The organism is Vibrio sp. vnigr-6D03 (assembly GCF_002835515.1).
In the GTDB taxonomy this organism is placed as follows: Bacteria; Pseudomonadota; Gammaproteobacteria; order Enterobacterales; family Vibrionaceae; genus Vibrio; species Vibrio penaeicida.
Genome location: NZ_PIZL01000066.1, coordinates 1 through 22,806, shown reverse-complemented (window position 1 = coordinate 22,806; position 22,806 = coordinate 1). Strand labels below are relative to the sequence as shown.

The window sequence follows — 22,806 nt, the reverse complement described above, 5'->3', positions numbered from 1 at the left end:
AACTAATCGAAAAAGGAGTAAGGAGAGAAGAGAAGAAAAAACAGAAAAGGTTGAAAGAAAAAAAAGAGAAGATCGAATATACCCGAGAAGCGTGAAACCTAGGAATAGAAAATACCCCAATAAGAAGAATGCCAGTCAGCTTAACTGACTGGCATTACTCGATTGAGCCCGTTTTTCGTTAAACTGATTTGATTAGTTCAATTTTAGATTACGAATATCGAAGCCGTCACTAATTGCGCTATAACCCGGTTGGTAAGACGGAATCTTATGCGTTCTGTCTACAAAGCGGATTGCACGTAGCTTACAGCTTGAGTACTTGTCGTCGTTAAACGATTTGTTGATCTTATGGTTAGTGATCAGCAAGTTATCTGGGAAAGTCGTTTCTAATGTTTCCCAGTTAAGCACGGCTTCGTTGTCTTGTTCACAAGCTAGAAGGACTTTCGTCAAGCCTTGCTCTGCGAATCGTTGGAAGTCCCAGTTGTTACCTGTGAACTCATCCAGTGACAAAGTCTTGTTCTGAACATCACAACCTGAGTAAACACCATTGTATGCAAGGTTCAGTGTTACGACGCCGCCTTTACCCACAGAGTAGTAATTCTTGTGATGGAAGATATTTTGCGGAACATAACGGAATGGTTCATTTTCTGCGCGGTAGCCCGGCTTGTTGACCACAAAGTTACCTAAGTTTTCATCAATACTTAAATCACATGATTCTGGTGTAACTGTTGGTTTGCCCGTCGACGTTAAACACTCTTTCTGAAGTTCAGGATCGTTCGGATGGAACATCTGACACGCCACTTCAAATGGGTTTGCCATCGTTTCATCAGACACCACTTTTGTTACCAAGATACCGTAAGAGTCAGCATGACCAGTATCTTTCAAACTGATAGGTGTGTAGAAGCGATCAGCTTTAAACGTCACTTTAGCTTGAGCAAATCCACCATCTAGGTCAGACGCGTTGAACGGTTTGTTTATCGGCAAGTAACCAGTGTGACTGTCGGTTTCAATATCGGTCAAACCTTGTACAGCAACTTCTTCAATATCTGAAGACACTTGTACAACTAACTCGCGGAATGCCTGATCAGGGTTAACGCTAGTGTTGTAGTTACGTTTTTGGTAATCCACGTCCAACTCGTAAGTTGCACCTGGCACAGTTGGTAAGAAGCTTTCAATGACAACTGTAGATGCATTGCCGCTAAAGTTCAGAGCGTAGCTATTACCATCAGCGTAGATGGATGAACCACGTTGACAGTGGTACGTATCTGAATCGAGCTCAGATGTGTAGCCAGCGTTGAAGTTGCGGCCGTAAGTACCGTGCGTGCCCACTTCCAATTTTGCTGGGCAGTAGTCTTCAACTAGGCTGCGGATTTCATCAACACCGATATTGGTTTTTAATGATTCGAAGTTATCATCACCCAAGAAACCGCGGAGCGTGCGTTCTGTCCATTTAACTTGGAACAAGATTTCACGACCTTCTACAAAGGTATCTTTGTCATCTTCAGTAACAGGTTGACCATTATTGTCGAAATCAACTAAGCCCCAAGAACCGCGAGAAAGTTGGTTGGTAAAGTCGTTGAAATCTTGAATCAATTGCTTATTCGTTGGAACGGTAGCACGAGACAAAACACGCATTGAACGTGGGTGAGAGAAATCAATATCACGACCGTTGTACGCACGAACATTTTTCATATCTTCGTTGTTCGTATCTTTAGTGAATACCGCTAAACGGTTGTAAGACAAGTTATCCCAGTCACTCAGCATAACTGCCAAGCCTTCTGGAGCGATAACGTCCACTTGATGTCCACGAATGTAGTAGGGCAGTGAGTAACCCGAACGCTGGCCTGCTTTCAAGCAGTATTCAGCGCCTGTTTGACGGCTAACGATACAGGCTTCATCTGGCTTCGCGGTGCTGACTACTCTCATTGAGCGAGGGTTAGAAAAGTCTAGGTAACGCCCATTACGAGCTAAAACGTGTTCCATCGCTTCGTTGTGAGTATGGCGTTCAAATACCGCTAATCGGTTGTAGGAAAGGTTATCCCAGTCGCTGAGCATTACACCTAAACCTTCAGGTGCAATGACATCAACATCATGACCACGGATGTAAGATGGCAAAGAGTAGCCAGAGCGTTGACCAGCTTCTAAACAGTATTTTGCGCCTGTATCACGGCTAACAATACAGGCTTTTGCTGGTGCAGCTGCGCCTGCTGTTGCGATCATTGGCGTTTGGATGCCTACACCTAATATGATGGTGGACAGCAGTATTGGAGTCTTTTGCATTATTCTCTTCCCTCTGAGAGCTAATGAAATTAATAAACAACTTTCGTTTTAAAATGAAATTAAGTATTCGCTTATTTAGGTAATTATTTTTATTAAATTAACAAGTCAGTATTTTTGCATTCATTAAAAAAATAGAGTCGAGCATAAAAATGCATAAATAGTAAATAACGAGTTAATAGTGTGATTCGCCTGAATTCAGGTTGCTCACTGTTATGTAAATTTTTGTCGAGGTGATTGTTAATTACTTGGAGGAAGATCTCAATTGCCCGTTTGTACTATTTTTGAGACTAGAGCGTTTGTCTTAAGTTTGAGAGGGTTTGTGGAAAGGCTAAGTAATTGTTTAGGTGAGTATTAGGTAAACCTAAGTTTACCTAATACTTAGTAGAGAGGGATAACTATGCGACTTCATCCATTTTTGAAGGCACCTGAGGGTTTGCTGCAAGAGCGTTGAAGTCGAAATCATCGACGTTGATGGTTTCTAACCTTAGCTTCTCGGCCAATACCAATAAATTAGCCTCTTCTTGAGAAAGAATATTATTTTCAATCCCTATATTTGCTATTTTATCTAGTTGCGTAAATGGTTTTCTTTTCTCAATTGCTTTGCATACTTTATTAAATAAAGGCTCTGCCTCCAAAATTATTTCCAAGGCATATTCTAACTTACCCGCAGGGTTATTTTCTGTTGGAGTTAAATATTGGTTACGACCTATTCTAGAACGTGTTTCACTTGGCACTTGAAGGATTGCCGCTACTTTATGATCTAAGTTATCTGAAGGTGATTTTCTGATTCGACCGAAAGGTAGAATGATGACTCGGAGCATTTTTCCTAGCCAAGGGCTTGGGAAGTTCGCTAGGAACTCATCAATTGCGATTTCTGTTTGGATCAAGCTGTCTTGCATTCCCCATTCCAGCAATGGCAAATCTTCCGTTTTCTTTCCTTCGTTTTCGAAGCGCTTTAAGGTTGCGCTTGCCAAATAGAGTTGGCTCAGAATATCACCTAAACGTGCACTTAAGCGCTCTTTTCGTTTTAGTGAACCACCCAGAACTGCCATGGAAATATCGGATAACAATGCCATATTCGCGCTGTAGCGATTAAGCTGTTGGTAGTAACGACGAGTTTTGTCGCTGGTTGGGCTGTCTGAGCCTCTGCCATCCGTAACACCAAGCCAGAAGCTACGCACTAAGTTACTCATGGTAAAGCCAATGTGTCCCATCAGTGCCTTATCAAATTTAGCTAATGCGTCTGGCTTATCTGAATGCGCGGCATTCATCTCTTCTAAAACATAAGGGTGACAACGAATCGCTCCCTGACCATAAATGATCATCGAACGTGTCAGAATGTTTGCGCCTTCAACCGTAACGGCGATGGGCGAACCTTGATAACCACGAGCCAAAAAGTTTGATGGACCTAGGCAGATACCTTTGCCGCCGACAATGTCCATGGCATCGATGATGCTTTGCTGTCCTCGGTGAGTACAGTGGTATTTTACGATAGCGGAAATAACCGATGGCTTTTGCCCCATGTCGATCCCAGCTACTGTTAGGCTGCTCGCGGCATCCATAACGTAAGCATTACCTGCAAGGCGCGCTAAAGGCTCTTCTATTCCTTCCATGTGACCAATAGGTTGCTTGAATTGGCGACGAATTCGAGCGTACGCCCCGGTTGCTAACGCTGCCGTTTTGATGCCACCAGTTGAATTTGAAGGTAACGTAATACCACGACCTACGCTTAAGCATTCAACCAGCATACGCCAGCCTTGCCCTGCCATTTTAGGACCACCGATAATGAAATCGAGTGGTACAAAGACATCGTTGCCTTTGGTAGGGCCGTTCTGAAATGGAACATTTAATGGGAAATGCCTACGACCGATCTCAACACCATCAATATTGGTTGGGATCAACGCACAAGTAATACCAAGATCTTGCTTTTCACCTAATAGCCCATCTGGGTCTTGTAGCTTGAATGCTAAACCCAAAACGGTGGCGACAGGTGCCAAAGTAATATAACGCTTATTCCATGTTAGGCGCATTCCCAACACTTCTTTTCCTTCCCATTCACCCTTGCAAACCACACCATAGTCAGGGATGGATCCCGCATCCGAGCCAGCTTCTGGGCTCGTCAAAGCAAAACAAGGGATCTCTTTACCGACCGCTAGTCTTGGCAAGTAATGGTTTTTTTGTTCTTCGGTTCCATAGTGCTGAAGTAGCTCACCAGGACCTAAAGAGTTAGGAACGCCAACCGTGGAAGAAAGCACGCCTGACACGCCCGTGAGCTTTTGTAATACCAAAGATTGAGCATAGGCAGAAAATTCCAAACCGCCATATTGCTTTTTAATGATCATGGCGAAGAATTTGTGGTCTTTAAGGTATTGCCAAACGTCTTGAGGAAGATCGGCAAGTTCATGAGTGACCTGATGATCATTTGTCATCGCACACACTTCATTTACCGGACCATCAAGGAATTCTTGTTCTTCTTTTGTCAGAGTGGGTTTTTTAATTGATTGAAGCTGACGCCAGTCTGGCTTGCCTTTAAACAGCTCCGCTTCCCACCATACCGTACCTGCATCCAATGCTTCTTTTTCTGTTTGAGACATGGCAGGAAGAACTTTTTTGAAGAACCTAAGCGCTTTGGCACTGAACAGAGACTGTCTTACTGCTGGAATCGCTACGATGGCACTCAACACGATAAATACAATCCAACTTGTTCCTCCGGTCCAGCCTAGAACAGTTGTTCCGATTAGTGCGGCACCAATGATAAGTAGAGAAACAGCGAGCGACGTTCGATGATAGAGCACTAGCCCGACGGCTAGTACCAGCGTAATTGTAGAGAGCAAGATATCCATAATTATTATCCTTTTAATTGGCAGTCTACTGCCTTATTCAGGTAAGAGGTCATACCAGTTAATGTGAATTGTAACTTAGATGTTACTGACTTGTAAAACTGTTATTTGTTCAAGATTTGATCGCGATCCGATGTGCGAGCAACCAGTTTTATTTCAAGCAACAAATTCTCACTACAATTGAGAGGATTCTGCTCTCTGCTATCGACACGAAATTAATAATCGGTAAAATTTAGGGGGAAGGTAATCGGAACTCCCATTCCTCAATTTTTTGGGGATATATACTCAAACCGTTTGAGTTTAGGAAAGGGTTGGCTCTCCACATTGGAAGGCTGAAAGCAAACAACTATTCAGAGAAAACCATGTACCAAGACCTAATAAAAAATGAACTGCAAGAAGCTGCCGACGTACTGAACGCATTTTTAAGTGATGATGCAAACATCAAACAGATAGAAAGTGCTGCTAAATTAATCGCCGACTCTTTCAAACAAGGTGGAAAAGTCCTGTCATGTGGAAATGGGGGCTCGCATTGTGATGCAATGCATTTTGCTGAAGAATTAACAGGGCGATATCGTGAAAACCGCCCAGGCTACCCTGGGATCGCGATTTCAGATCCAAGCCACCTTTCTTGTGTAAGTAACGATTTCGGTTATGAATCGGTGTTTTCGCGTTATGTAGAAGCGGTAGGTTCAAAAGGCGACGTGTTGTTTGGTCTTTCAACGTCTGGTAATTCGGGCAATATTTTGAAAGCCATTGAGGCTGCAAAAGCAAAAGGAATGAAAACCATTGCCTTAACGGGTAAAGATGGTGGAAAGATGGCTGGTTTGGCTGATATAGAAATCAGAGTACCTCATTTTGGTTACGCTGATCGAATTCAAGAAATTCATATAAAAATTATTCATATCGTTATTCAGCTAATCGAAAAAGAAATGGAATAAAGGAGTACCAGTACTTATGTGCGAATTGCTCGGAATGAGCGCCAATGTGCCAACAGACATTTGTTTCAGCTTTACAGGGCTAATGCAAAGAGGCGGAAATACGGGACCGCACCGTGATGGGTGGGGAATCACGTTTTACGAAGGGAAAGGGTTTAGGACGTTTAAGGACCCAAACCCGAGCTGCAAGTCTAAAATTGCTGAACTGGTGCAGAATTATCCGATCAAAAGTAAAGCCGTCATTAGCCATATTCGGCAAGCCAATCGAGGGGGAGTGAATTTAGAAAACACTCACCCTTTTACTCGAGAGCTTTGGGGGCGTTACTGGACTTTTGCACACAATGGGCAGTTGAGTGGGTACGACAAATTAAAAACAGGATTCATTCGACCTGTTGGGCAAACAGACAGTGAATTGTCATTTTGTTGGCTACTCAATCGCTTGCAAGACCGTTACCCAGAGCCGCCGCAAGACATGGTTGGCATGTTTAAGTTTGTTGCAGAGTGCTGCGATGAACTGAGAGAGCTCGGCGTGTTTAACATGTTGCTCAGTGATGGTGAGTATGTGATGACCTATTGCACCAATCATCTGTATTGGATAACAAGACGCGCACCGTTTGGTAAAGCAAGCCTTATCGATGAAGATGTCACCATTGATTTTCAGAAAGAAACGACACCAAATGATGTTGTTTCTGTCATCGCAACTCAGCCGTTAACCGACAATGAGGCATGGCACCGCATGAAGCCGGGAGAGTTTAATATTTTCCATTTTGGTGAAGATATTGACGGAAACCACGGTGAGCTTGAGCACGTCCCGTTCGCAGAAGCGAAACCAAAATCACAGGCTCCGACAGAACCATTAAAATAATCTATTTCAAATCCCACTTACTTCGGTGGGATTTTTTATCGCATCTCTTCATCTTCATTCTTCTCCAAAATCAAATCCAAACAATCAAAGAAGGTTTGCGTAGACTCGGAATAGAACTCATCAACGGCAGAGAAGTGATTTTTATTCGGTAGTACTACCTTACTGCCGACCATGCCGTTTGAATGTATGTATTCAAGAAAAACATCGGTTTGCCTTTGAAATTCATCACTTTCATTTTTTCCTACATAAAGGTGGAAGTCGACGGGCTCAACAGCGCCGCAATGGATAGGGCTTGTCTCTTTTAACTGTGTTGAATCGAGTTTCAACCGATCGCGCATCACGATAGATAACGGCTCTAAATCGTAGAGACCTGAAAAGCCAATGACGGTTTGAAAGATATTACGAGGCATGATTGGATCTACCGTCGACCAATTAGTCAGTCCCATCATTGCAGCAAGGTGTGCGCCTGCGGAATGACCGACTACGGTTATCGCATTTGGGTCTATGCCGTGTTCTTCTGCTGCGAGAAACAAAGCACGAATACCTTTGCGACACGAATCGATGATTTCACTCATTGGGACATCTGGGGCTTGAGGGTAGTTTAAGTTAGCCACCGCAACACCGGATTGAGTAAAAGAGTTGGCGACTTTGATGTAGATTTCTTTATCCGTGTACTGCCAATAGCCCCCGTGAATATGAATAAGCAAGGGCAATTTCTTATTTCGTTGTTTTGGGATAAACAAATCCAATGAATGATGATAAGAAGATGACCCGAATACCATTTCTGTTTTCTCGCAGTCAGGTGAGGGCTGGGTATTGACCCAATTACGAATGATTTGTGGTGCATCTGGTGCAGTCAAAAACGTGTAATACTGATCAAAGAGCGCGGTTTTTGTGTAGCGATGAAAAACAATCTCATTCGATAGAGGCTCACGTACAATTGCTGCTTCTAGCGCCACCGTGTCGTGTTCAATTAATGCCACCTCACCAATATTTCCTGCTAGTTTGAATCTGAGTAACTTATCTATTTCGTCAGCATTGCTATAGAAATCATCAAGTGCTTTTAGAAAAATCGTTAACGTTTTGATGGATGATCGATTCACGCCATAGGATTGAAACTTTGCGTTGATTTTAGTAGCAAGAACGTCAAGGGCTTCTATTGTATTTTTAGAGTTTTCTTCTGACACGTAATCTATGAAAATTTCATTATTTTCAATGCTTTCTATCGATATTTTATGATTTAAAGATGTGATTTTCATAACTGCTCTCCTTGCACTCTAGTATGGCGAACTATCAAGCTATTAGGCAAAAAAAGCCCAAATTTCGGTTGTAGTGAAATGCATCTCGTATGCACTAAAAACCTCTATATGCACATAAGATTCCTGCGATTTTTTCTAGAATCCTCTCAAACCCTAAAAGTCTTTGATTAGAAATATAATTCTTCAAATTCTATAAAAACAGCATAACAACACAGATCACATTTGCTTTAAGTATATATATTTTAAGCTTGAAGTATTTTTGTGAATTGTATACTTTTTGATCAAATCATCAAGGCAAGGAGCACAAAAATGAGAGTCGCTTGTATCGGAGGTGGACCCGGAGGTCTGTATTTCGCAATATCAATGAAACTGCGCAACCCTGAATCAGAAGTGGTCATTTTTGAGCGGCATCGTGCTGATGATACGTTTGGTTGGGGAGTCGTATTTTCAGCTGAAACATTAGACAACTTTGCACAAAATGATCCGTCAAGCGCAGAAGCGATAAGAGAAAACTTTGCTTATTGGGATGACATTGCTTTGGTGCGAAACGACGAAAAAATTGTTTCCACTGGCCATGGCTTTTGTGGAATAGGGCGTTTAAGACTACTGAACATTTTGCAAAAGCGGGCGGAAGAACTTGGTATTGAAATTCGTTACGCCACCGAATCGCGTCCTGCCGAGGAATTAGCGAAGGAGTATGATCTTGTCGTGGCTTCTGATGGCTTGAACTCCAAAACTAGACAAGCGCACGAAGCGGAATTCAAACCTAATGTGGAAATGAGACCCTGCAAATTTGTATGGCTAGGGACCCCACAAAAGTTTGATGATGCGTTCACATTCATTTTTGTGGAAACCGATAAAGGTTGGGTTTGGGCGCACGCTTATCAGTTTGACGATGAGATGGCGACGTTCATCGTTGAGTGCGATGAAGAGACATGGCAAAACTATGGCTTTGGAGAGTTGAGCCAACAAGAATCTATCGAAGTTTGTCAGGAAATTTTCAAAGACCACCTATCTGGTCAGCCTCTCATTACCAATGCTAACCATATCCGAGGCTCAGCATGGATCAACTTCCCACGCTTACTGTGCGAAAAGTGGAGCTTCAATAATATTGTCTTAATGGGGGATGCCTCAGCGTCGGCACATTTCTCCATTGGCTCCGGCACAAAATTGGCAATGGAAAGCGCCATTGCACTAGCCACTTATCTGAATCAAGAAGACTCCATCCAAGATGCGTTTCAGCTGTATGAAAGTGAACGTCGAGAGCAAGTGCTGCGGATTCAATCGGCTGCCATCAATTCTCTAGAGTGGTTTGAACACGTCCATCGTTATTTAGGGTTTGATTTAGAGCAGCTGAACTACGCTATGTTGACGCGCTCACAGCGAATTGGGCATGAAAACCTGAGAATGCGAGACCCCAATTGGTTAGCGGATGCAGAAGCTTGGTTTTGCAAACAGGCTGGTGGCACTGACTCAGATCGCGTTCGCTCCCCTATGTTTACCTCATTTTCTCTGCGTGATTTGGAATTGGTGAACCGCGTAGTGGTTTCCCCTATTGCTCAATACAAAAGCAGCGAAGGGCACATTAGTGACTGGCACTTAATTCATTACGGTGAGAGAGCCAAAGGTGGTGCGGGATTAGTGTGTTCAGAAATGGTGTCTGTGTCTGAAGATGGACGCCCCACACTCGGTTGTGCAGGGCTTTATCACGACTCCCAGATAGAGGGTTGGAACAGAGTTAACCGATTCGTACATAAAGAAACTCAAGCGGCAACCTGTTGTCAGCTAGGTCATGCTGGCGCTCGCGCGGCGACTCAATTGCCTTGGGAAGCGGAAAACCAACCATTAAACAAAGGAGGGTGGCCGCTGAAATCTGCCTCTAACGTACCATGGTCTCCCAGCAGTGAAACCCCAGAACCGCTTTCCGAACATGACATGGATACCGTGTGTGAGCAGTTTGTTCTCGCTGCGAGAAGGGCAGAACGTGCTGGGTTCGACATGCTGGAAATTCACGCTGGTCATGGTGGATTATTGGCATCGTTCATATCACCGCTCACCAACTTACGGGATGATCAATTTGGTCGCCAATCTCTTGAAAATCGAATGAGGTTTCCGCTTCGAGTTGTCACAGCCGTCAGACAAGCGTGGCCAAGGAAAAAACCGATGTCTGTTCGTATTTCTGCCAGTGACTGGTCTGGCGACAAGGGCGTTACACCCAATGAAGCGGTAGACATCTCCGCCATGCTTAAACAAGTAGGCGTCGATATCATTGTCGTTTCATCCGGTGAAACCACGTCTTCAGTCACACCAAGATACGGCCGCCTATACCAAACCCCTTTTGCTGATCAAATACGTAATGAAGCGGACATCAGTACCATGGCCGTCGGGAATATCTACGAAGCTGACCATGTCAATTCCATCTTGCTCGCAGGTCGTGCCGATCTCGTGGCGATAGGTCGTCCCCATTTGTCGGATCCTTATTGGACGAATAGGCAAGCCGCGCAAATACAAGACAAAGAGCAGGCATGGCCGAGCCCGTATCAATCCGGTAAAGAACAGCTCCAGCATTTAGTAAACAGAGAATTAGCAAATACCAATTTGCCAAAAAGAGAGTCTTAAACGCATGAGTGAATTGAAAAAATCAATAATGAATACCGATGAACAAAAGTCGAAATCGCGTCTTCGGTTATGGCTCAGGATCCTCGGTGTTAGCCAATCTGTTCAGTCGGAGCTTCGGCAGAAATTCCGAGTTGAATTTAACTCGACACTTCCTCGATTTGATGTGTTAGCCACGCTGGCACGTTACGACGAAGGGATGAAAATGAGTGACTTATCCAAAGCGTTGCGCGTTTCTGGCGGCAATGTGACGGGCATTATCGATAGGCTGATAGAAGACGAGTTTGTTGAAAGAGCTGTAATGCCTAACGATCGCAGAGCTTCTTGTGTGTCGCTAACGGAGTTGGGTCGTAAAGAATTTGAAGTTCAAGCGAAAGCCCATGAAACGTGGGTGAACGATCTTTTGATTTCATTGGATGACGAGTCGCTCGACACTCTGTGCCAGCAACTCGACGATATTATTCATCATACCGTCAAAGATTAGGGCAATAGAACCCTATTATCTGTCGATTACTGACAGAGCGATTGATGCAATGTCTATACATAAGCGTAGTGAGGGAAAACTATGTTAGGACCAACCGCACATGTCGATCCGTTTACACGGAACAACCTGCCACCTGCTGAGACGTGGCCAGAATTGCTGTATACGGAATCGCGCTACCCAGAATATCTCAATGTCGCCGAAGAACTGACCGACAAAATGGTCGCAATCGGGTTCGGCGACCATACTGCTCTTATTGGAAATGGACGCAGACGAACCTACAAAGAGCTATTGGATTGGAGTAACCGAATTGCCAATGTTCTGGTTGAGGATTTGGGGCTCGTCCCGGGAAACAGAGTACTCATTCGTTCATCAAATAACCCAGCGTTTGTCGCATGTTGGCTAGCCGTAACGAAAGCGGGTGGTGTTGCGGTCAATACAATGCCGATGCTAAGAGCATCCGAGTTATCTCAAGTTGTTGAAAAGGCAGAAATAAAGTATTCGCTGTGCGATTCGCGGCTAATAGATGAACTTGAAAAGTGCCAAGAGTCCAGCCCATGTCTTGAGCATGTTGTTGGGTTTGATGGAAGTTCAAACTTCGATGCCCCACTCGACAGAATGGCATTGGAAAAGTCGGTGAAATTTAGTCCAGTTAAAACTGGGCGAGACGATGTGGCCTTACTCGCGTTTACATCTGGCACCACAGGTAAGCCGAAAGCAACAATGCATTTCCACAGAGACTTGCTACTGATCGCGGATGGATACGCCAAAGAAGTGCTACAAGTGTCGCCCGACGACATTGTCGTAGGTTCTCCTCCGTTAGCCTTTACTTTTGGATTGGGCGGCTTGGCGATATTTCCATTACGTTTTGGTGCATCAAGCATCCTGTTAGAAAATGCGTCTCCCACCAACATCATCGAAATTATTGATAAATACAAAGCAACGATTTGCTTTACTGCACCAACCGCGTATCGAGTAATGCTAAAAGGCATGGAAGAAGACGCTGATCTGTCTTCACTAAGAGTAGCGGTGTCTGCAGGTGAAACGCTTCCCGCGCCCACTTATAAAGAGTGGTTTGAGAAAACCAAAAAGCCGCTGCTTGACGGGATAGGGGCTACCGAAATGCTGCACATCTTTATCTCCAATCGCCTTGACGATCATGCTCCAGGCTCAACAGGGAAGCCCATCTCAGGATACGAAGCCAAAATCGTGAACGAGAATGGTGAAGAGTCTGCGGTGGGTGAAGTGGGGAGGCTGATGGTTCGCGGTCCAACAGGGTGTCGATACCTCAATGACCCTCGCCAAAATGATTACGTCTCTTCTGGTTGGAATATCACGGGAGATGCCTTTTACAAAGACGAACAAGGCTTCTTTCATTTCGTTTCTCGTAACGACGAAATGATTGTGTCTTCTGGCTATAACATCGCTGGACCGGAAGTGGAATCGGCACTGCTAAGTCATCGATATGTAAAAGAATGTGCGGTGATTGGAACCCAAGACGAAGCGCGAGGCATGATTGTTCAAGCCCATATTGTATTAACAGAAAATACCGCGCCGTCAGAACAGATCATTAAAGAACTTCAAGACTACGTTAAAAATACCATCGCCCCATTTAAATACCCAAGGTCGATAAAATTTATTGAAGCGTTACCAAAGACAAAAACAGGGAAAGTACAAAAACACAAGCTAACCAGAGTTTAAGTTAGCTCAACCATTTAATTAAGTACGCAAATACCATCTCGTGTGGTGGATAAGGACAATGCTATGAAATTAAGAATATATTTATCAATAGTGGTTTCGTTATTTTTTTCAATCTCATCGTCGTATGCGAATGAGCTCAAAGTGGGCTTGATTACAACGCTTTCGGGAGGTGGCGCGGCACTGGGTATTGATATTCGCGATGGGTTTCTATTAGGGATTGAACAAGCGGGCAAGGGCGATATTTCTGTCGTGGTCGAGGATGATCAGCGCAAGCCGGACATTGCCATCAAAGTCGCTGACAAAATGATTCAGTCCCATAAAGTGGATGTTCTAACTGGGATCGTTTTTTCAAATATTGCGATGGCGGTGATTCCAAGTAGCCTTTCTCAGAAGAAATTTTATATCTCTTCCAATGCTGGACCTTCTTTACTGGCGGGTAAACGTTGCCACAAAAACTATTTTAATGTCGCTTGGCAGAACGACAATTTGCATGAAGCCGCTGGCGCATTTGCGAATTCCAAACAGTACAAGAAAAGCTTCATTATGGCACCAAACTACCCTGCCGGCAGAGATGCACTGAACGGATACAAAAGATTGTACCGTGGTGAATTGGCGGGTGAGATAAAGACCAAGCTAGGGCAAACCGATTACGCCTCTGAAATCGCTCAAATTCGTGCATCGGGTGCAGATAGCGTGTATTTCTTTTTACCGGGCGGAATGGGGGTTTCTTTTCTTAAACAATATGCCGATAGCGGTGTAGGTATTCCTTTGATTGGTCCTGCGTTCAGTTTCGACCAAACCATTTTAGCGGCAGTGGGCAAGGCAGCGGTAGGGGTAAACAATACCTCTCAGTGGAACAAAGATCTTGATAACGAAGCGAACAAAGCGTTTGTTTCTTCATTTAAGGAAAAGTACGGTCGATTGCCATCTCTTTATGCCAGTCAAGGTTTTGATGCGGCGATACTTCTCTCCAATGTGAATGCTAAAGCGTCCATTTCCAACCCCGACCTCTTCCGAGCAGAGCTAGAACAAGCGGACTTTTCTTCGGTACGAGGTGCATTCAAATTTGGGCGTAACCATCACCCGATTCAAAACTACTTTGTGAGAGAAGTCGTGAAAGAAGGCGACATCTACACAAACAAAACGGTTGCTACGGTACTGACCGATCATGGAGACGCGTACTCTCCTGAGTGCAAGTTTTAGCCCTAGGTGAAGGTGAGAAGATGTCGTTACTCCTCATTATTGAGCAATTGTTAAACGGGATACAGCTCGGTGTCATGCTGTTTCTTGTCTCGTCGGGGCTAACCTTAGTGTTTGGCGTGATGGGGCTCATTAACTTGGCTCACGGTTCCCTTTATATGGTGGGCGCATTTGCTGCGGCATATGTCGCCAGCATCACTGGGTCCTTTCTTGCTGGTATTGCTGCCAGTGTGATTGTTTCGGGGCTTGTTGGGGTTTTGGTGGAATTTACCGTCATGCGAAAACTGTATGCCCGTGACCACCTAGACCAAGTGCTTGCCACGTTTGCCCTCATCCTCATTTTCTCTGAAGGAACAAGGCTGATATTTGGGTCATTCCCCCTTTATCTATCGATACCCGATTATCTGTCGGGGCCGGTAACCCTTCCCGGTGGGATTAACTACTCGCTTTATCGCTTGGTGTTGATTGTGATTGGGCTGTGCATTGCCATTGGTATGCATCTTTTGATCAGTAAAACCAAACTGGGTATCCAGATTCGAGCGGGGGAAAGTGACAGGGAAATGATCGCGTCTTTAGGTGTGAATATTTCCAAGTTATACACCGTGATATTTGCTATTGGTGCCGCTTTGGCTGGACTTTCGGGCGCATTAGTTGGGGCGATACAGTCGGTGCAAGTAGGCATGGGTGAACCTGTCTTGATTACTGCCTTTGTGGTGGTGGTAATTGGGGGGATCGGTTCCATAAAAGGGACGTTCTATGCCGCTATTTTAGTCGGTTTAGTGGATACCCTTGGGGGGTACTTATTGCCCATCTTGTTCATTTCACTTTTTGGTACACAAGCGCACGAAACGGGTGCCACCATCGCCTCGATGCTGGTGTATATCTTAATGGCGTTGGTATTGCTATTTAAGCCAACGGGTCTTTATGGAGCATCGCAATGATACGTTCTAATCTGTTGACATGGGTTAGCCCATTGTCTTCAACCTCTTTGAATGCGCTGCTCTATCTGAGCCTCATTTGCATTGCCGTTGTCGCGCATTTGGTGGGGGAAGTGTTTCTTATCACGCTGTCTACGCGAGTAGTTATCTTTGCGTTAGCAGGCATCGGTTTAAATATCGCTTTAGGGTATGGTGGGTTAGTCAGCCTTGGTCACGCGGCTTTCTTTGGGTTGGGTGGATATTCCATGGGAATCCTTGCCAGTCACGCACAAGACTATATGCCGCTGTATGAAGGGGTGATAACCGTCTCAGGCACGCAGTCCATGCCGATTATCTGGCTTGTTGCTCTTGTAAGCAGTGGGATTGCGGCGTTCGTGATTGGGCTGTTGTCTCTGAGAACCTCAGGCGTTTACTTCATTATGGTGACTCTAGCCTTTGGTCAGATGCTTTACCACTTTGCCATCAGCTGGTCTCGCTATGGCGGTGAAGATGGGCTGGTTATCTATACGAGAAATACCTTCCCAGGGATGGATACGCTCGACCCTCTGCAATTTTTCCTCATTACTTTTGTCTTGCTTTCGGTCGTGCTGTATTTCACCGCTCGCCTAAGGTACTCGCCATTTGGCATGGTGTTGAAAGCGGTGCGACAAGCCCCCGGGCGTGTGGAAGCGGTCGGTGTCCATCCTTTTAATATTCGACTTATCGCGTTTGTCATTTCAGGGATGATCACGGGTTTAGCTGGGGCGTTATACGCCGATCTTAACCGATTCGTGAGCCCTGAGATGTTCAGCTGGCAGCTGAGTGGTGAAATTATGATTTTCGTCATTTTAGGCGGTGTTGGACGGTTGTTTGGCCCTGTTGCTGGCGCTGGAGTGTTTGTTTTCCTCGAATACTTGCTCGGTGGCTTAAGCGATTTCTGGCACATCTACTTAGGCGCAATTCTACTGTTTGTCGTCCTGTTTGCTAAGGGCGGTATTGTGTCGATTCTGTCTAAGAAGGAGCCGACTCATGAGTAACTCTGTTTTGTCTTTAACAGGACTATCGAAATCATTTGGAGCGCTAAAGGCGACGCAAAACGTGTCCTTAGACTTGGCTCCAAATGAGATACACGCCTTGATTGGTCCGAATGGTGCCGGAAAGTCCACCTTGATCAAGCAAATCGCGGGTGAGCTTCAACCCGACGAAGGGACGATTCACTTTTTAGGGCAGGACATCACCGCATTGGGTGTGGTAGAGAGAGCGCGAATGGGCTTAGGCAGAAGCTTTCAAATCTCTTCAATTGTGCCGGAATTTACGGTGATGGAAAACATCCTACTGGCGCTAAAGGGGCGTGAACATGTTTGCTTTCAATTCTTTATGCATTGGAAATCGGATCGCCAACTGAATGAACAAGCAGTGAAGTTCGCCGAGAAAACCAAGCTTCATCACCGTTTGTCGGTACCCGCCGCCGAACTGGCACATGGAGAACGTCGTCGTTTGGAGTTGTCTATGGCGCTCGCCTTGAAACCCAAAGTGTTTCTGCTGGACGAACCCATGGCAGGGCTAGGGAGCGAAGGTGCATCGGAAATGACGGAGTTGCTGTCAGAGTTGAAATTCGACGCTCCAATTCTGCTTGTCGAACACGACATGGATGCCGTCTTTGCACTAGCCGATTCCATCAGCGTTCTGGTGTATGGCGAGGTCATCGCCAGAGGCTCGGTGGATGAAATTCGATCACATCCCGATGTTCGCCGGGCTTATCTGGGCGAAGAATCTGCAGAGGAAGGAGCATGATATGAATTTACTCACGGTCTCTGGATTACAAGCCTCTTATGGTCCATCCAAAGCTTTGTTTGGTGTCGATTTAACTGTTGATAAAGGAGAGGTTGTCGCGTTGATGGGGCGTAACGGTATGGGGAAAAGCACAACCGTTAAATCCATCTGCCGAATGCTGACGGATACTCAAGGCGAAATACGTTTTCTCGATCGCTCTTTGCATTCGATGGCGTCTTTTGAAGCTGTTCGGTTAGGCATTGGATTGGTGCCAGAGGGGCGACGCTGCTTCCCCAGTTTAACGGTGCACGAAAACCTCATTGTTGCCTCTCGTGCCGGTTACTGGGACTTCAACAAAGTGGGCGAGTTGTTTCCACGCCTTTTAGAGCGAGAGCACCAGCCTTGCAAAACACTTTCGGGTGGAGAGCAGCAAATGGTCGCGATAGGCCGAGCGCTAATGACCAACCCAAAATTGTTGATTTTGGATGAGGCGACAGAAGGTCTTGCCCCTATTGTTCGTCAAGAAATATGGGGAGCGATTAAAGCGCTCAAAGACAAGTCGGACATGGCCATCCTCATCATAGATAAATCGATAAAAGAGCTATCGACCATCACTGATCGAGCCGTGATTTTAGAGCGAGGAAAGAGCGTGTGGGAAGGTCGTTTAGACATGCTCGATGACGAAACCTTAAATGAACGCTTAGGGGTATAACGATGACTTATATTGTGAAACAGAAAGTCCTTTTCAAGCACTGCGATCCCGCTGGCATTGTCTTTTATCCTCGGTACTTTGAGATGATCAATGATGTCGTTGAGATGTTTTTCGCTGAAGCGTTATTGATGCCATTTGAAGAATTGCTCAAAACGGGTGGACTGCCTACCGCCGAAATCTGTACTCGTTTTCATTCGCCGAGCAGGCACGGAGAATACTTACATATTTCTCTAGAACCTAAGCGTCTTGGGCACTCCAGTATGGATGTGGATGTGAAAGCAATTTGTGAAAGCGAAGAACGATTTTCGTCATCTCTCACATTGGTCAATGTCGATTCAAACGGAAAGTCCTGTGAATGGAGTGGAGAAATACGAGAAAAAATCGTGTCGCTGATGTCGACAGAAATGGAGGAGGCATGATGAAAGAGTTTCCAAAATTTAAAGCAGCAGCCGTACAAACAAGCCCCGTTTTTCTTGATGCTGAAGGCACGGTAGAAAAAGCCGCTCAGCTGATCGCCGAAGCGTCAGGCAATGGCGCAAAGCTGATCGTGTTTCCCGAGTCATTTGTGCCCGGATACCCATATTGGAATTGGATTACCGATCCGGTTTCGGGCAGTGAGTGGTTCGAGAAGCTCATCAAAGCGTCCATTTTTGTTCCTGGACCTGAAATCGATGTGGTTTGCGCGGCTGCTGCGGCTACTAGCACGTATGTGGTGATTGGCGTCAATGAGCGTTCGAAAACATCGCTCGGTACCTTATACAACACATTGGTGTTTATTGACCCTCAAGGTCAGATCATAGGGAAACATCGCAAGTTGGTTCCTACATGGGCTGAAAAACTCACTTGGACGGGCGGCGACGGTTCTAGCTTAACGGTTTACGACACCGATATTGGTCCGTTAGGTGGTCTTGCATGCGGCGAAAACACCAATACGTTAGCGCGATACAGTTTATTAGCTCAAGGTGAATTGGTGCATACCGCCAGCTACATTTCGCTTCCGGTCGCTCCCCCTGATTACGACATGGCGGAAGCCATCAAGCTCCGAGCGATGTCGCATTCCTTCGAAGGCAAGGTGTTTACTGTTGTTTCTACTTCAACTATCTCAGAAGAAATCATCAATGAGATGGAGAAAATTCGCCCCGATGCTCGCCAGTTAATGGAAAGGAAATCCAGTTGCTATTCCGGTGTTATTGGTCCTGATGGCAGGGCGGTAGGCGATGAATTGATCGATGAAGAAGGCATCGCGTATGCCGACATCGATTTAGCGCGCTGCATTCAACCAAAGCAAATGCACGACATCGTTGGGCACTACAACCGATTCGATATTTTCCAACTGACGATCAATCAAGCAAAGCAGCAACCGATTTTTCAATCTGATATTCAAGAGTTAGCCAAAGATGATCCTACCGAAACAATGACCACTCAGGGTTCTTAGTTGATATGGGGTAGGGCACAACATAAAGGGTGATAGATATGAATAACTTTAAAGAAAGCTTAGACGCCAACCAAGATAGGACAGATGACCAATTGGGAAGGTCTAGAGTGAAAGATAGTCAAGCACTAGAGGCGTACTATTCCGATCTCGATGGGCAGAACACCGGTGCATTTTGGAAAGTTGCGAACAATATTGAACCGTGGGAGCCAAAAGCGCTATCTGAGCCTGTGGTTTGGAAAAATGAAGAACTGCGAAAACTGGTCTTGAAATCAATTGATTTGGTCAGCCCAGAAGACGCTGGAAGACGCGTGGTGTACTTGAAAAACCCCAAGCGTACCGAAGTAAGTGCGGCTTGTGGCTGGCTGTTTTCTGGTTTGCAAGTGATGCAGCCGGGAGAAAGAGCGGGTGCGCACAAGCATGCGGCATCCGCCTTAAGGTTCATCATGGAAGGAAAAGGGGCGTACACCATTGTGGATGGTCACAAAATTGACCTTGGTGCTCGCGACTTCGTTATTACACCGAATGGAACGTGGCACGAGCATGGTGTTGCTGAAGATGGCGAAACCAGTATGTGGCAGGACGGGTTGGATATTCCGTTAACCAATGTTCTGGAATCCAATTTTTATGCCGTTCACCCAGATGGCTATCAAACGGTTGATCTGCCAAAAAATGACAGCCCACTCACCTATGGAGCACCAGGGTTACGACCCGAGTTGGACAAGTGGGATAAGCCTTATTCACCACTTATGAAATATTCATGGGATCAAAGCTATGAAGCACTGCTGAACTATTCAAAAGTGACCGATGGTTCGCCGTATGACGGGGTCATCATGCGCTATATGAACCCTCAAAATGGCGACGATCCGATGCTGACCATGGGGGCAAGCCTACAACTTTTGAGACCTTCGGAGCACACCAAAGCGCATCGCCATACTGGCAACATTATCTACCAAGTGGCGAAAGGTTCTGGGTATTCGATCATTAATGGGCAACGATTCGATTGGAAAGAGAAAGACATTTTCTGTGTCCCGACATGGATGTGGCATGAGCACGTCAATACATCATCATCGGATGATGCTTGTTTGTTTTCTTTCAATGATTTACCGACGATCAAGAAACTAGGGTTTTATGTCGAGCAAGGCTTGGTCGACAACAATGGGCATCAGGTTGTGGTGGCCTAATTTCCGTTTTTTGTCAGTTCAAATAACTAAAGGATGAGTAAATGAAACTTATAACGTACAGAAATGGGCACCAAGGTGAAGCCCGATTGGGTGTGGTTCTAGATAACATGGTGGTGGATGTCGAAAAGTTGGGAAGCGCAGTTGGTCAAACCTTCCCCAATTCTATGCTTGAATTGATCGACCAAGGTCAGGATGGTTTAACAGCGATAGCGAGAGCGCTAGATGAAACCGCATCAAACCGTCCTAACGGAGTAGCCACCGCAGAAGAAAATGTCACCGTATTGGCTCCTATCCCGAAACCTAGAAAAAACATTTTTGGTATCGGATTAAATTACGTGGAGCATGTAGCGGAATCGGCAAAGTCGCTGGATACGTCAAAAGATCTACCCGACAAGCCAGTTGTATTTTCTAAGCCACCGACCAGCGTGATTGCCACTGGTGAATCCATTCAACATAACGCCGCAATGACTCAGCAATTGGATTGGGAAGTGGAATTAGCGGTCATTATCGGTAAGTGTGCCACGCGAATTAATAAAGAAGATGCCATGGATCACGTATTTGGTTACACCGTCATCAATGATGTTTCTGCTCGTGATAATCGCAGGGCTGGTCAATGGATCTTCTCCAAAGGTCAGGATTCTTATGCGCCGATGGGGCCTTGTATTGTGACGGCGGATTCGGTCGAAGACCCGCATAATCTCGACTTATGGCTAACCAAAAACGGTGAGGAAAAGCAGCGTTCGAACACCCAGCATTTGTTGTTTGATATTCCCACGCTCATTTCTGATATCTCAACGGGCATCACCCTAGAACCCGGGGACATTATCGCAACGGGAACACCTTCAGGAGTGGGGGCTGGTCGCGAGCCTCAAGAGTGGATGTGGCCTGGTGATGTGATTGAGTGTGGTGTCGAAGGAATCGGGGTAATTAGAAACCCCGTAGTCAACATTGGGGCGCAGTCATGAGCCGAACATTCAAAGTTGGGCAAATTGTGCCCAGTTCTAACCTCACGATGGAGCGTGAAATTCCTGCAATGTTAAGAGCAAGAGAAGCGGTTTATCCAGAGAGATTTTCGTTTCACTCCAGCCGGATGAGGATGAAGCACGTTACGCCGGAAGAGCTGAAGTCCATGGACAGCGACAGCGATCGATGTGCATTGGAGCTGTCGGACGCGGATGTGGATGTTATGGGTTACGCTTGCCTTGTTGCCATTATGGCGCAAGGCAATGGCTACCATAGGGAAAGCCAGAAAAGGTTGCATGAAGTGACCCAATCTAACGGTTACCCGACACCAGTGGTGAGCTCCGCTGGAGCACTGGTGGATTGTTTGAAATTAATGAATGCCAAACGGATTTCGTTGATTACACCATACATGAAACCGCTCACTCAATTGGTCTGTGATTACATCGAGTACGAAGGCATCGAAGTGCACGATTCTGTGTCGCTCGAAATCCCCAACAACTTAGAAGTTGCAGCCCAAGACCCTATGAATCTGGTCGATATCTATAAGCGGTTAGATCTCACTGGTATCGATGTGTTGGTCTTGTCTGCTTGCGTTCAAATGCCTTCATTGGCAGCAATACAAGCCGTGGAAGATGAATGCGGAATCCCTGTCATCTCTGCTGCGGTTGCAACCACGCATCAAATTCTGACTACTTTAGGGTTGGAGGCAAAGGTGCCCAACTGTGGAAAGCTACTGTCTTGAGGGTTAGTCGTATTCAAGGTGTCGCTATTACGGATAACAGATAGGAGAAAATCCCATGTTAACGTCAATTATTTTTTTCAATGTTGAGCGAGATAAAATAAACGCCGTCGCGGAGCAGCTCGCGGGCTTAAAAGAAATGTCGGAAGTCTTTTCTGTGAGTGGTGCTTTTGATTTGATTGCGATTGTTCGAGTGAATAAAGCGGATGATCTGTCTCGGCTTGTAACAGAAGAGATGATCAAAATAGAAGGCATCACCAAAACCGATACGATGTTGGCCTTCAAAGCGTATTCTCGACACGATCTTGAAAGCATGTTCAGCTTTGATTGAGCTTATGTTAGAGCGTTGTCGAATATATATACCCAAGTAACCTCAAGATGCTAGGTTCAGCGAGAGTTAACTGGCTTTCAGGCAAGGCATCGATTTGAAGATCTAGTCGTTCTAAATCAAAAATCGATAACGCAGTATGAAAGCCAGTTAAACTCGCCCTTGGGAGCCCATATTCTGCCCACTTCATCGTCTAAGAACTTGGAAAGGACTCATCATTCCGCTGCGTTCCTGATTTTGAAATAGAAAGGCTTGAATTGAGCAGAATATGAGGCTCTGAATCCTGCACCTTGAGGTCACTTGGGTATAGACCAAAAATAAAAAAGGTGACCGAGTGGTCACCTCAGACTGCTGACAAAGGTCTAGCCATCAGGCTAGACCTTTGATCTAATAGGGGTACTAGAATATGGATACTCCAACATGCTTCAAGAACCTTCTCCTCAACAGTACGAACTTGAAATGGTCACCATGGAACAACTCGTTCCTAAAGAACATTTAGTTCGCAAGATTGATAAAGCCATCGACTTCGAATTTATCCGTGATGAAGTCGCTCACCTCTATTGTAAAGATAATGGGCGCCCACC

General features: G+C 45.5%; 19 protein-coding genes and 1 pseudogene. 17 read left to right on the top strand and 3 right to left on the bottom strand.

Annotated elements, in window-relative coordinates:
* Window positions 1-192: 192 nt before the first annotated feature.
* Together CW749_RS27850 and fadE are read right to left on the bottom strand one after the other, a co-directional pair.
* Window positions 193-2,217: a hemolysin gene (locus CW749_RS27850; RefSeq protein WP_237322624.1), complete on the bottom strand. Its 2,025-nt coding sequence runs from the start codon at window positions 2,215-2,217 to the stop codon at window positions 193-195.
* A 455-nt stretch (window positions 2,218-2,672) separates the two neighbouring features.
* Window positions 2,673-5,120: an acyl-CoA dehydrogenase FadE gene (gene fadE / locus CW749_RS27845; protein WP_101115724.1), complete on the bottom strand. Its 2,448-nt coding sequence runs from the start codon at window positions 5,118-5,120 to the stop codon at window positions 2,673-2,675.
* A gap of 359 nt (window positions 5,121-5,479) precedes the next feature.
* On the opposite strand from fadE, the gene lpcA reads away from it, so the two are divergent.
* On the top strand, window positions 5,480-6,055 hold the full coding sequence (lpcA, locus tag CW749_RS27840) for a D-sedoheptulose 7-phosphate isomerase (RefSeq protein WP_101115729.1): 576 nt from the start codon (window positions 5,480-5,482) through the stop codon (window positions 6,053-6,055).
* A gap of 16 nt (window positions 6,056-6,071) precedes the next feature.
* Window positions 6,072-6,917, top strand: coding sequence for a class II glutamine amidotransferase (locus tag CW749_RS27835; RefSeq protein WP_101115723.1), 846 nt, complete (start codon window positions 6,072-6,074; stop codon window positions 6,915-6,917).
* A 35-nt stretch (window positions 6,918-6,952) separates the two neighbouring features.
* Here the strand turns inward: CW749_RS27835 and CW749_RS27830 are convergent, their stop codons facing one another.
* Entirely contained in the window at window positions 6,953-8,176 is a 1,224-nt protein-coding gene (locus CW749_RS27830) for an alpha/beta hydrolase (RefSeq protein WP_101115722.1), read from the bottom strand.
* A 309-nt stretch (window positions 8,177-8,485) separates the two neighbouring features.
* On the opposite strand from CW749_RS27830, the gene CW749_RS27825 reads away from it, so the two are divergent.
* The 15 genes and pseudogenes from CW749_RS27825 to CW749_RS27750 form a co-directional block, all read left to right on the top strand.
* The gene (locus CW749_RS27825; protein ID WP_101115721.1) at window positions 8,486-10,795 is read left to right on the top strand and encodes a bifunctional salicylyl-CoA 5-hydroxylase/oxidoreductase; all 2,310 of its coding nucleotides are present in this window, start codon (window positions 8,486-8,488) and stop codon (window positions 10,793-10,795) included.
* A 4-nt stretch (window positions 10,796-10,799) separates the two neighbouring features.
* Window positions 10,800-11,276: a MarR family transcriptional regulator gene (locus CW749_RS27820; RefSeq protein WP_201797045.1), complete on the top strand. Its 477-nt coding sequence runs from the start codon at window positions 10,800-10,802 to the stop codon at window positions 11,274-11,276.
* An 81-nt stretch (window positions 11,277-11,357) separates the two neighbouring features.
* Window positions 11,358-12,974: an AMP-binding protein gene (locus CW749_RS27815; protein ID WP_101115720.1), complete on the top strand. Its 1,617-nt coding sequence runs from the start codon at window positions 11,358-11,360 to the stop codon at window positions 12,972-12,974.
* A 63-nt stretch (window positions 12,975-13,037) separates the two neighbouring features.
* Window positions 13,038-14,177 carry an ABC transporter substrate-binding protein gene (locus tag CW749_RS27810; protein WP_101115719.1) on the top strand — a complete coding sequence of 380 codons (1,140 nt, stop codon included), beginning with the start codon at window positions 13,038-13,040 and terminating at the stop codon, window positions 14,175-14,177.
* A 20-nt stretch (window positions 14,178-14,197) separates the two neighbouring features.
* Window positions 14,198-15,115: a branched-chain amino acid ABC transporter permease gene (locus CW749_RS27805; RefSeq protein WP_101115727.1), complete on the top strand. Its 918-nt coding sequence runs from the start codon at window positions 14,198-14,200 to the stop codon at window positions 15,113-15,115.
* Window positions 15,112-16,128: a branched-chain amino acid ABC transporter permease gene (locus CW749_RS27800; protein ID WP_101115718.1), complete on the top strand. Its 1,017-nt coding sequence runs from the start codon at window positions 15,112-15,114 to the stop codon at window positions 16,126-16,128. The genes CW749_RS27805 and CW749_RS27800 overlap by 4 nt, the downstream gene beginning before the upstream one ends.
* Window positions 16,121-16,885: an ABC transporter ATP-binding protein gene (locus CW749_RS27795; RefSeq protein ID WP_101115717.1), complete on the top strand. Its 765-nt coding sequence runs from the start codon at window positions 16,121-16,123 to the stop codon at window positions 16,883-16,885. The genes CW749_RS27800 and CW749_RS27795 overlap by 8 nt, the downstream gene beginning before the upstream one ends.
* A gap of 1 nt (window position 16,886) precedes the next feature.
* Window positions 16,887-17,576 carry an ABC transporter ATP-binding protein gene (locus CW749_RS27790; RefSeq protein ID WP_101115716.1) on the top strand — a complete coding sequence of 230 codons (690 nt, stop codon included), beginning with the start codon at window positions 16,887-16,889 and terminating at the stop codon, window positions 17,574-17,576.
* Window positions 17,577-17,578: 2 nt separating this feature from the next.
* Window positions 17,579-17,995, top strand: a complete 417-nt coding sequence (locus CW749_RS27785) for an acyl-CoA thioesterase (RefSeq protein WP_101115715.1) — start codon at window positions 17,579-17,581, stop codon at window positions 17,993-17,995.
* On the top strand, window positions 17,992-19,011 hold the full coding sequence (locus tag CW749_RS27780) for a carbon-nitrogen hydrolase family protein (RefSeq protein ID WP_201797044.1): 1,020 nt from the start codon (window positions 17,992-17,994) through the stop codon (window positions 19,009-19,011). Before CW749_RS27785 ends, CW749_RS27780 begins: the two co-directional genes overlap by 4 nt.
* 38 nt (window positions 19,012-19,049) lie before the next feature.
* A complete protein-coding gene (locus tag CW749_RS27775; protein ID WP_101115714.1) occupies window positions 19,050-20,192 on the top strand; it encodes a cupin domain-containing protein in 1,143 nt (380 codons plus the stop codon).
* A 41-nt stretch (window positions 20,193-20,233) separates the two neighbouring features.
* A complete protein-coding gene (locus tag CW749_RS27770; RefSeq protein ID WP_101115713.1) occupies window positions 20,234-21,157 on the top strand; it encodes a fumarylacetoacetate hydrolase family protein in 924 nt (307 codons plus the stop codon).
* Window positions 21,154-21,897, top strand: a complete 744-nt coding sequence (locus tag CW749_RS27765; protein ID WP_101115712.1) for an Asp/Glu racemase — start codon at window positions 21,154-21,156, stop codon at window positions 21,895-21,897. Before CW749_RS27770 ends, CW749_RS27765 begins: the two co-directional genes overlap by 4 nt.
* A 55-nt stretch (window positions 21,898-21,952) precedes the next feature.
* Entirely contained in the window at window positions 21,953-22,225 is a 273-nt protein-coding gene (locus CW749_RS27760; protein ID WP_101115711.1) for an Lrp/AsnC ligand binding domain-containing protein, read from the top strand.
* 417 nt (window positions 22,226-22,642) lie between these two features.
* A pseudogene (locus tag CW749_RS27750) lies at window positions 22,643-22,806 on the top strand (IS5/IS1182 family transposase); the annotation flags it as partial.